Raw genomic sequence first — 11,626 nt, 5'->3', positions numbered from 1 at the left:
CAGGTGCGTAATTTCATACAGCCGCCCCTTAAGACGGGCGCACTCAATGGCATGCAGGTGTGAGAGTAGCGATGGATTCCGTCGAGCAAACCGAAACAAAGGCAGCGCGGAAACGTGCACCAGACTTCAGCGTCGGGGCAACCTCAGACAACGCTGCGCTTTGGGCGTCGTTTGCGACCGCCGACAGTATAGGAGCGTTCTGTTCATCCTGGCTTGCCCTGCAATGCAGTCAGATCCCATTCAGCAGCACCGGGCTCCTGCTTCTCCAAAGCCCTGACGGATCCTATCGGCCGGCTGCGATCTGGCCTGATGCCGAAAGCGATGTTACCTATCTGACACCGGGAGCGGAACAAGCGGTCTGCGACGGTCGTGGCGTAGTCCGCTCTATCCTGGCAAGCACCGGCGCAGCCGCGCGCATGCACGTCGCCTTTCCTATCGCCGTCCAAGGGAGTGTCATCGGCGTCGTTGCCGTCGATATCGCCTCCAATGCCGGGCTTGATCTGCAGGCAGTGTTTCGCCAATTGCAGTGGGGTTCAGGATGGCTCGAGGCCGCCCTACGGCGCCGGCAAAATTCCGGCGATGCATCGAGTCTCGCTCGGGCAAACGCGGCTCTCGATCTGCTCGCGGTCGCAGGGGAACACGCAAGACTGCAGGTGGCGGCGACCGCGCTGGTCAACGAGCTTGCCGCACGCTACGACTGCGAGCGCGTTTCGCTCGGCTTCCATGAACGGCGCGGCATGCGGCTGCGGGCCATGTCGCATTCGGCGTGGTTTCAGCGGAAGGCCGAGCTGATCGGCAGGATTGAAAGCGCAATGGATGAGGCCTTCGATCAACGGCAGTCCACATCCTACCCGTTGATACCGGGAACCCAAAAGCGGATCGCAATTGCTCACAAGGATCTTGTCTCGCGCGGTCCGATCGGCAGCGCCGTTTCGGTCCCTTTTTCCGGAAACAACGGTGTCGCCGGTATCATAACGCTTGAACGGCGAACGTCAGAACCATTCGACATCGAAACGCTACAGACCCTTGAACTCCTGGGGTCGCTCGCCGGCCCGGTCCTCGAACTCCAGCGTAGTGCCGAACGTCTGCTGACGGGGCGAGCGATCGCAAATGCACGCTCCGGCCTTGCCGCCGTCTTCGGTCCGCGCCGTCCCGCGGTCAAGCTCGCGGTGGTTGCCTCGCTGTGCGTCATCGGGTTCCTGTCATTTGCCAAAAGCGAATTTCGGGTATCCGGTAAAGCGGTTCTCGAAGGCTCGGTGCAACGGGCAGCGGTTGTGCCGTTCGATGGATTCCTGGCGCAGGCGCTTGTTCGTCCCGGCGATCTTGTTCGCAAGGGGGAGACCCTGGCGGTCCTTGAGGACCGCGACCTCACGCTCGAACGGACGCGATGGGAAATCGAGGTTCGAAAGCTCCAGCAGAAATATCGTGACGCACAATCCCAGCACGACCGATTGGCCATGCAGCTCCTTCAAGCGCAGATCGACCAGGCCGAGGCGCAGAGAGCGCTAGCCGCCGACAAACTTTCCAGGAGCAGGATTGGCGCCGCCATCGACGGTTTTGTCGTCAGCGGCGACCTCAGCCAGATGCTCGGGGCGCCCGTGCAGCAGGGAAAGGTTCTTTTCGAAGTGGCTCCGCTTGATTCCTACCGGGTGGTTTTGCATGTCGACGAGGAGGACATCCGGCACGTCAGCCTCGGCCAGCAAGGGCAGCTTGCCGTCACCGGTGCGGCCGGTCAGACCGTGCCGTTCCGTGTGTCGCGGTTGACCTCGGTTGCCGCGGCCGAAGAAGGCCGAAATTTTTTCCGTGTCGAGGCAGACCTTCTCGAAAACGACCTGCCCCTGCGACCGGGCATGGAAGGGATCGGCAAGATCGATATCGGCCAACGATCGCTTCTGTGGGTCGCCACGCGCAGTCTGATCGAGCGGACCAGGCTGTTCGTCTGGTCCTGGATCCCTTGAACGCAGCGAGGTTATCATAGTGGAACCCTTCCTCAGCCAGAGTTGGTACAGATTGTGCAATCTCAGGCCGCGGCTGCGACCGCACGTGCTTATCCATCGCCATCGCTTCCGCGGCAGCGTCTGGTACGTTCTCCAGGATGCGGCAAGCGGCAAATCCCACCGTTTCACGCCGATCGCCTATTATTTCATAGCAAGCATCGACGGCCGCCTTTCGGTCGATGCTGTCTGGAACGAAATGGCCGAAACCTTCGGTAATGAGGCACCAAGCCAGGACGACGTCATCCGGTTGCTGACGCAGCTTTACTCAGCCGACCTTCTGCGCCTCGACACCCAGCCGGACGCCCTGGAATTGTTTGACCGTTATTCGCGGCAGAGCCAGTCGCTTCTGAAGCGCAATCTCAAGAGCCCGCTGTCGATAACCCTGCCCCTTTGGGATCCCGACTTCTTTTTGAAGCGCATGCTTCCGCTCTTTCGTCCCCTGTTCAGCCGGACCGGCCTATTCCTCTGGCTCGCAACAGTCGCACCGGCGATCTATCTTGCGACACTCCACGCCAAAGAACTGGCTGGAAACCTATCCGACCGCGTCTTTGCGGCCGAAGGATTGCTCCTCATTGCGCTGGTCTATCCGATCGTCAAGCTGCTGCACGAATTCGGACATGGTCTTGCAACAAAGGCATTCGGAGGCGAAGTGCATCAGATGGGCCTGATGTTTCTAGTCTTTTTTCCGGTTCCTTATGTCGATGCGTCCGCTTCGGCAGGCTTCCGCAGCAAATACCAGCGTGCGGCCGTCGCCGGGGCAGGAATCATGGTCGAGACATTCCTGGCAGCCTGTGGCCTCTACCTGTGGCTGGCCGTGGAGGCCGGCCCGGTGCGTGCTGTCGCCTTCGACGTGATGCTGGTGTCCGGCATGTCGACGGTGCTGGTGAACGGAAATCCGCTTCTCAAGTTCGATGGATATTTTGTGCTGATTGATCTCATCGAGATGCCGAATCTTGCGCCGCGATCGACCAAATACTGGGCAAGCCTGATCGAGCGCCGGGTGTTCGGCGTGGAGAAGAAGAGCGACCCTTTAAGTTTCGGGGAGCATGTCTGGCTGCTCGTGTTTGCACCGGCCTCCTACGTCTACCGGATGATCGTTCTCTTCGGGATATCGCTTTTCGTCGCGACCCATTATCTTGTTATCGGGATCCTGCTGGCGCTGTGGGGGCTTTTCTCCGGCATCGCGATGCCGGCCGCAAAGATGCTGTGGCATGTCGTTGCAAGTCCTCAGCTGCGCCGCCACCGCGTCAGGGCCATTGGGATCACCTCTCTCGCGCTTGCGGCTGTCGCCGGTCCCGTCCTGCTCGTTCCCCTTCCTCTCAACACCCTGTCCCAGGGGACGATCTGGCTCCCGGAGGAGGCCTATGTGCGAGCGGGAGCGGATGGCTTCCTCGAGAAGGTTGCCGCGCCGGCGGGATCGCATGTCGAAAAAGGTGCGCCACTGTTTCAATCCTCGGACCCTGTTCTCACCATGCAGCTATCGATCCTCGAGGCCCGCGTTCGAGAACTCGGCACGCAATTCCGAGCCGAGTGGCTTACGAACCGAGCGCAAGCCGAGGTGACGTCCAGGGAGCTTGAAGAGGCGAGCGCCGAGCTCAAACGTTCAAGAGAGCGATCAAGACGTCTGATCGCCCACAGTGCAACCGCAGGGACCTTCGTTGTCGACCGTATCAGCGATTTGCCGGAGCGGTATTTTCGGGAGGGAGACGTGCTGGGTTATGTAACGCCAGCACACGGACAAACAGTCCGCGTCGTGGTTTCCCAGGACGACATCGACCTCGTCAGAAAACGGCTCGTGCGGGTCAGCGTGCGCATTCCGGGACAAGCTGAGATCTCACTGCCGGCAAAGATCCTGCATGAAGCACCCGCAGCCATCGACCATCTCCCGAGCAAGGCCCTCGCGTCGGTCAGCGGCGGTCCGATTACCACCGATCCACGTGATACCGAAGGACTGAAATCCCTCAGGCGCTGGTTCCAGATCGATCTGGATATTTCAGAAAGTCCCGCCCCTCCGGCATTCGGAAGCCGGGTCTACGTGCGGTTCGAACACGAATGGGAACCGGCGGCCACGCAGATCGCGCGCCGCGTCCGGCAACTGTTCCTGGCTCAGCTCCATGCTTGACGAACTCGTTCATCCCTGGAAGCTCAGCGACCTCAAGATGATGCCGTTTCCCGAGAGGCGAGCGCCGACGGCCGGGGCAATTGACAGCATCCTGGCGCGGTTTCAGGCTACATTGAAAAGACGATCGACGGCGACACTGGTCAGCCTCGGCCCGTTTCTGGAAAGGGTCGAGCGGTATGCCACCCAATTGCAGGGCATGGACGAGACCGACTATGCACTAATCTCCGACGAGCTTCGCCGACAGTTCTTACACACAGGACTGACCGCCGAGAATATCGCACGCTCATTCGCACTCGTGAGAGAGACGTCCTATCGCCTGCTTGGCATGAGACATCATCCAGTCCAGTTGGTCGCCGGCTACATGCTCCTGCAGGGCAGGCTTGCCGAGATGAATACCGGCGAAGGCAAAACTCTCACGGCCCTGCTGCCAGCAGCGACCGCAGCCCTCGCCGGGGTGCCGGTTCATATCGTGACGGTAAACGATTATCTTGCCAAGCGGGACGCCGACCACCTCAAACCGGTCTATGACAGGCTCGGGGTCTCCGTCGGCCTGGTCGAGCACGGCCAGGATCCAGCCACTCGACGGGCTGCCTACGCATGCGACGTCGTCTACTGTACGAACAAGGAACTGGCGTTCGACTATCTGCGCGACACGATCGCGCTGCGTGGAAAAAGGAGCAAGGCGCGCGTCCTGCTCGATCAAACGATCGGCGACATTCGTGATCGTCCGCAATTGTACCTACGCGGCCTTCACTTTGCGATCGTCGACGAGGCCGACAGCGTTCTTGTCGACGAAGCCCGAACGCCCCTCATCATTTCCCGCGAACTTGAAGATCCCGTCGGCGCCGAAACCTACCGCGCAGCCCTTGACGTTGCGAAGGATCTGCAGGCCGCAGACCATTATCGCTTGTCGACACGAGACAAGACCATTCACCTGACGCCGCTCGGTCGTAAGATCGTGGCCGATGCGTCATCGCCCGCCGGAGGCTTGTGGGCGGCGCGAAGGGCTCGTCTCGAACTCGTCGAACAGGCCCTCTCTGCCCTTCATCTGTTCAAGCGGGATGTGCACTACATCGTTGTCGACGGCAAGGTGCAGATCGTCGACGAATATACTGGGCGCGTCATGGCGGACCGCTCCTGGGAGCGTGGCTTGCATCAGTTGATTGAAAGCAAGGAAGACTGCAAACCGTCGGGACGTCGTGAAACCCTCGCACAGATAACCTATCAAAGGTTCTTCCGGCGTTATCTTTGGCTGGCAGGCATGACGGGCACAGCTGCGGAAATCGCAACCGAACTGGACGAGGTCTACGACCTGAAATTCATCAGGATTCCGACGCATCGCCCAGTGCGGCGCGAGGACCTTGGCGCCCGTCTTTGCGTCACGACCGGTGAAAAATGGAGACATGTCGCCCGCCGCGTGCGCGAAGTCAGCGAAAGCGGCCGCCCCGTGCTCATCGGCACGCGTTCCGTAGAAGCGTCCGAAGCACTCAGCGTTGTCTTGAGAGCGCAGGGGCTTCAGCACACGGTTCTGAACGCGCGGCAAGATGCCGGTGAAGCCGCTATCGTCACCGCCGCTGGAAGTGCTGGAAGTGTAACAGTGGCAACAAACATGGCCGGGAGGGGAACCGACATCAAGCTTTCCGCTGACGTCGTCAAGCGCGGCGGCCTGCATGTGATACTGACGGAGTACCACGAGTCCGGCCGGATCGATCGCCAGCTATTCGGCAGATGTGCCCGTCAGGGCGACCCTGGGAGTTTCGAGGCAATTGTTTCGCTCGAGGACGAGTTGTTTCGTCGCTATGAGAGTCACATCTTGCCGTTCAGTACCATCCGGCCATTCAATGCCTTTCTCTGCCAAGTGATGCGACGATTAGGTCAATACATGATGGAACGAAATCACCTCTGGATACGAAGGCAAAGCGTCAAACAAGACAGCAAGCTTGATACGGCCTTGGCTTTCGCAGGCAAGGCAGACTGACACACGAACTTTCTTTCTCGCATTCCGGGTCACAAATCAGTTAATCGCGGGCTTTCTCAACAGCGCATGGCGCTTGACGCAGGATTGAGCCGTTCGATTTCTAGGAGCGAGTGGTGATCGATTCTCTAGGGAAGATCGCGAGTGTTCCTGAGCTCCCGAGAATTTTTCTCGCGGCCGTCACCGAATCCGACCCAGAAGCAATTTGGTCGCCTTGAGAGGAATCGAACTTACGGCCCTGTCAATTCTCAGTCACTACAGCACCCAAACAACTGAAATCGTGGACACCCGAGGCCCATGAGGATTTGAACAGAGCGCGTTGCGCGATTATTGCGACGACGCAACTTCCCCTGTAGCCTCAACTATAAGGGGGTGATGATGGCAACGTTCATAAGCGACTATTTCGGAGTGGAAGCGGAAGTATTCGAGGAGTACGGCGCCCTTAATATCTCGATCGTCAACGACCTTCCGCTTTTTATCGACCCCTTTCTACTTTTTCACAGCGACAGACCAGAATACGTCGAGCTACATGAAGCGATCATCAATTATCTCATTTTCCTCCGCGACCGTGCCGCCGCCGGCCGCGTTAACGATGGCGACCTCCGAAACTGGTATTGTTTCAAAGAGGTAAAGCAGAACTGGCTCGGATTTTCGGTCTCGGGAAACGGAGGCGCTGGCCTTGGCATGGATTTCGCGCGAAACTTACACGTCAACCTCAATGTAATTTTCGCCAACTTTGGCGACGAACAGATTACCGAGAGCAGCCATATCGAGAAGGTTTGCCTGGTGTCGGACGGCGTCGGGCGCGACAACATTAGCGACTTCACGACTAACCTGATCAAAGACTTTCTCTGCAAATACACGGAGACGTTTGCCGCTAAGCACTTGCCGCCGACGGCGGTACGAGAGGTTTGGGTCGAGCGGGCGCGTTTCAACTTCCAGACACAAGCGTGGGCGCGAGCGAAATACAGGCTTCCATGGGTCTACGGGGATTATGTGATCCTGTCGCCTAAGGACATGCTTACCCGCGACGAGAACTGGATCAATAAGGATGATCTGATTGAGGGGTTCGAAAACATCCCCACCGCGATCCCCGACATACAATTGCGTGCATCCGTCTTCAACTACTTCGAAACGGAGCTAAAGCGCCGCCCCAAGCAGCCAGGCAAAAAGCAGCCCGAGCCGACAAAGAAGGAGCGTGCGAAGGCTGCAGTGTCCACGATGCGTAAGTTTCCGGAGATCATCGACTATTACATCAAGCTTAAGGAAGAGAATGGCGATGATGCATCGGACGTTAGTGCCGAGAAGGTTCTCGCCATCGAGTATATGTTCATCGCACAGCTACGATCGCTGCAGGCCTCTTTGGCTGCAGAGACCAAGTTCTACGAAATAGGCAAATCCACCTATGAAGAGGCGCACGCCCGTCTTGCCTACTTGAAAGAGGTGATCGAGAATAAGGGCGGCCATCGCTTCTTCTACGACGATAAAGGTGTGCCGATCGAGCGGGAAAAGGATCTCCACGTCCTCTACCGGCTCGTCTGGTTCGGCACACCATCCGATTTCGGCGCCGAAGCAAACGATGGGCGCGGCCCTGTCGATTTCAAGATCAGCCGGGGGACGGAGAAAACGCTCGTTGAAATGAAGCTGGCGAAAAACTCTAAGCTCGCTCAGAACCTAGAAAAACAAGTCGAGATCTATCAGAAGGCTAGCGATGCCGGGACTGGCATCAAGGCAATTATTTATTTCACGGCAGCCGAGCTAGCAAAGGTCAAGAAGATCCTGAAAGATCTCAAATTGGCAGATAGCCCGGACGTCGTCCTGATCGATGCGCGACGTGACAATAAGCCCTCCGCATCCAAAGCCGCCTAAGGGGAGCCTCATCGTCCCATAAACCGCAATCACCTCTCCCGTGGCGCCGCACAGCCTAACTGCGGAAGCGATAACGAACTGAATATACTCGCTCAAGCGAGAGGGTCATGTTGAAACTACCTGAATCTTCGCTGCGCTTGACGAACTTTCCGTTCTAAAATTAGCCGATCTGCAATATCAAGGGCTAGACTGAGTAGCTCCGCGACCAAGGAGCCTAAGGGGACGTGAGTGAGTACAAAAGACACGCAAGATCGAGTAGAAGCTTTCATCAAGCGATGGCAGGGCCAGGAAGGCGGCCAGGAACGGGCCAATTACGGCATGTTTCTCGTGGAGCTCTGCGATCTCCTCGGCCTGTCGCATCCCGATACAGCCAGGGTTAGCCATGAGAGCAACGACTATGTCTTCGAGCGGGTGCTGAAGGACACGGCCCGCGACGGGACCGTCTCCTACAAGCGCATCGATCTCTACAAGCGCGACTGTTTCGTGCTGGAGGCCAAGCAGAGCCGCATCACCGGCGACAAGAAAATCGGCGACGTGCCGCAGCCGCCGGGCATGGAAAGCGCCCCACGCGGTCGCCGTGCCAGCGCGAACCGCGCCTGGGACGTGCTCATGATGAACGCTCGAGCTCAAGCCGAAAATTATGTCCGCCTGCTTCCGGCCGCCCATGAGCCGCCGCCCTTCGTGTTGGTCTGCGACGTCGGCCACGCCATAGAGGTTTATGCTAACTTCCGGCGCGACGGGAAGGCCTACGATCAGTTTCCCGATCGCCGCTCCTTCCGCATCTACCTGGAAGACTTGCGCGACGAGAAGATCCGCCAACGGCTTGCCGCCATTTGGACTGATCCAGTCTCGCTGGATCCCTCCCGACATGCCGCCAAGGTGACGCGCGAGATCGCCACCCGCATCGCCAGCGTCAGCCAGGCGCTGGAGAAATCCGGCTACCCGACGGAAGAGGTGGCCATGTTCCTGATGCGCATGCTCTTCACCATGTTCGCCGAGGATGTAGAGCTTTTGCCGAAGGACTGTTTCAAGGCACTGCTGAAGGACTGCGCGGCGAAGCCGGAGATCTTCCCCGTAATGATGGAAGACCTCTGGAAGGCCATGGACGAAGGCGGCTTTACCGCGACAATCCGCGAGAAGGTGAAAAAATTCAACGGCGAGTTCTTCAAGAATCGCCGCGCGCTGGGGCTCGCCAAGGAAGAGATCGCCGAACTTCTGGCCGCCGCCAACCACGACTGGAAGGATGTTGAGCCGGCAATCTTCGGCACCTTCCTGGAGCAGGCGCTCGATCCCGCCGACCGCCGCAAGCTCGGTGCCCATTACACGCCACGCGCCTATGTGGAGCGCCTCGTCATTGCGACTGTCATCGATCCGCTGCGCGCCGAATGGGACAATGCCCGCTCCACGGCCGACCGGCAGAAGGCCGAGGGCAAGGCGGAAGCCGCGATCAAAACAGTTGCCGCCTTCCACGAAAAACTCTGCGAAACCCGCGTGCTTGATCCTGCCTGCGGCACCGGCAATTTCCTCTATGTCGCGCTGGAGCTGATGAAGCGGCTGGAGGGCGAAGTGCTGGAGGCGCTGGTCAATCTCGGTGGACAGGAAGGACTGGCGCTCGAAAGCCATACGGTCGACCCGCACCAGTTCTTAGGGCTCGAAGTCAATGCGCGGGCCGCCGCCATCGCCGAACTGGTGCTGTGGATCGGCCATTTGCAATGGCATTTCCGCAACAAGGGCGCGGCACCGTCGGAACCCATCTTGAAGGCGTTCAAGAACATCCAGTGCATGGATGCGGTCCTCAAATGGGATGGCTACCCTATGCCGAAGGTGGTGGACGGCCAGGAGACCTATCCCAACCCGCGCCGCCCGGACTGGCCAAAGGCGGACTATATCGTCGGCAATCCACCCTTTGTCGGCGGCAAGGATATTCGCGCCCGCATGGGCGGAGGCTATGCGCAAGCGCTGTGGAAGGCGCACAAGCATATGAACGAAAGCGCCGATTTCGTCATGTACTGGTGGGACCACTCGGCGGAAATTCTGCTCAAGCCCAAGAGCGGCCTGAAACGCTTCGGCTTCGTCACCACCAATTCCATCAGCCAGGTCTTCCAGCGCCGGGTGATGGAGCCGCATCTGAACGCCAAGAAGCCGCTCTCGCTCACCATGGCCGTGGCCGATCACCCGTGGACCAAGGTGACGCGTGACAGCGCCGCCGTGCGCATCGCCATGACGGTGGCGCAGGCCGGCAAGCACAAGGGCCGGCTGCTGGAGGTGACGAAGGAGGAAGCGCTGGAAACGGACAGCCCAGTGACTTTGTTTGCGGAGAAACAGGGCAAGATTAACGCGGATTTGACCGTTGGCGTGGATGTCACGAGTGCGGTTCGGCTAAGAGCGAATGAAGCGATCGCATACATGGGTTACAAGCTTCACGGACAGGGATTTGTTCTTGAACGGGAGGAAGCCGAATACTTCTGGAAGAGGAGTTCCGATACTAGGAGGCATATCAAACCATATTCGAACGGACGTGACTTAGTACAGAAGAGTCAAAACCGTTGCGCCATAGATATGTATCCAATGGCCCTTGACGAGATTCGACAACAGTTCCCGGATATCTATCACCACCTTCTTATGAAGGTGAAACCTGAGCGCGACTTGAACAATGAGCCGTTCAGAAAGGAACATTGGGGATGGTTTGGCCGTACGCATGAGAACCAGCGTTCAGCAACCCTTGACCTGCGACGGTTCATAGGCACTACCCGCACCGCACGGCATCGCATCTTCTTGTTCCTTGACAGCAATCACATTGCTGAAAGCAAGATCGTCATGATCTGCTTGGAAACGCCCTATGACATCGGGGTGCTTTCCTCTCGTTTCCATGTTGTCTATTCCCTCAGCCTTGGAGGCTGGCTCGGTGTGGGTAACGACCACACTTACAACCACACTGAATGCTTCGACACCTTCCCATTCCCCGCCGCCACCGACCAGCAGAAGGCCACCATCGGCGCCATCGCCGAGGAGCTCGATGCGCACCGCAAGCGTGTGCTTTCCGAGCAGGCGCATCTGACGCTGACCGGGCTCTACAATGTGCTGGAGCGGCTGAAATCCGGTGCGAACGCGGATGATCTGAACGAAAAAGAGCGCCGCATCTTCGATGACGGCCTGGTGCTGATCCTGAAGGAGTTGCATGACAAGTTGGATGTCGCGGTGTCGGAGTCCTATGGCTGGCCGGTCGATCTTCCCGAGGATGAACTGCTTGCCCGCCTGGTCGAGCTGAACCACGAGCGGGCGAAGGAGGAACGGCGCGGGCTGGTGCGCTGGCTGCGTCCCGATTACCAGATCCCCCGCTTCGGCTCCGAAAAGGAAAAGGCCGAGCAGATCGAGGCCGATTTCGGCGAGGCGGCGGTTGCCAAGGCCGGGCCGAAGCCGAGTTTCCCGTCAGCCGAAAGCGAACAGACTGCACTGGTGATCGATGCGCTGATCGAGACCGGTGGGTTTGCAGACGCCGGTGCCATCGCCGCCCGCTTCAAGCAGGGCCAGAAGGTGCGCCCGGCCGTCGCAGCTGTGCTCGCCTCGCTCTACCGTATGGGCCTGGTTTCCACCGCAGACGGGAGAAGCTTCAGCTGGCGCCGTGTGGCCTAAACGTCGGCTCCTGAGATGTTAAGGTGGTCC

General features: G+C 58.9%; 5 protein-coding genes. All 5 read left to right on the top strand.

The features are described 5' to 3' along the window. The first annotated feature begins 416 nt into the window (after nucleotides 1–416). The 5 genes from N2600_RS26130 (at nucleotide 417) to N2600_RS26110 (ending at nucleotide 11,596) form a co-directional block, all read left to right on the top strand. Nucleotides 417–1,958, top strand: coding sequence for an efflux RND transporter periplasmic adaptor subunit (locus tag N2600_RS26130; protein WP_260299341.1), 1,542 nt, complete (start codon nucleotides 417–419; stop codon nucleotides 1,956–1,958). A gap of 85 nt (nucleotides 1,959–2,043) precedes the next feature. Continuing rightward, nucleotides 2,044–4,119, top strand: coding sequence for a PqqD family peptide modification chaperone (locus N2600_RS26125; protein WP_260299340.1), 2,076 nt, complete (start codon nucleotides 2,044–2,046; stop codon nucleotides 4,117–4,119). Further along, nucleotides 4,112–6,097: a preprotein translocase subunit SecA gene (locus tag N2600_RS26120; protein ID WP_260299339.1), complete on the top strand. Its 1,986-nt coding sequence runs from the start codon at nucleotides 4,112–4,114 to the stop codon at nucleotides 6,095–6,097. Before N2600_RS26125 ends, N2600_RS26120 begins: the two co-directional genes overlap by 8 nt. A gap of 375 nt (nucleotides 6,098–6,472) precedes the next feature. After that, complete coding sequence (locus N2600_RS26115; RefSeq protein WP_260299338.1) at nucleotides 6,473–7,963, top strand: hypothetical protein; 1,491 nt, start codon at nucleotides 6,473–6,475, stop codon at nucleotides 7,961–7,963. 228 nt (nucleotides 7,964–8,191) lie between these two features. Then, a complete protein-coding gene (locus N2600_RS26110; RefSeq protein ID WP_260299337.1) occupies nucleotides 8,192–11,596 on the top strand; it encodes a class I SAM-dependent DNA methyltransferase in 3,405 nt (1,134 codons plus the stop codon). Nucleotides 11,597–11,626 lie beyond the last annotated feature (30 nt).

The sequence above is a fragment of the Rhizobium sp. WSM1274 genome (genome assembly GCF_025200775.1).
GTDB lineage: Bacteria > Pseudomonadota > Alphaproteobacteria > Rhizobiales > Rhizobiaceae > Rhizobium > Rhizobium leguminosarum_I.
This window is presented reverse-complemented; position numbering and strand designations above follow the sequence as displayed.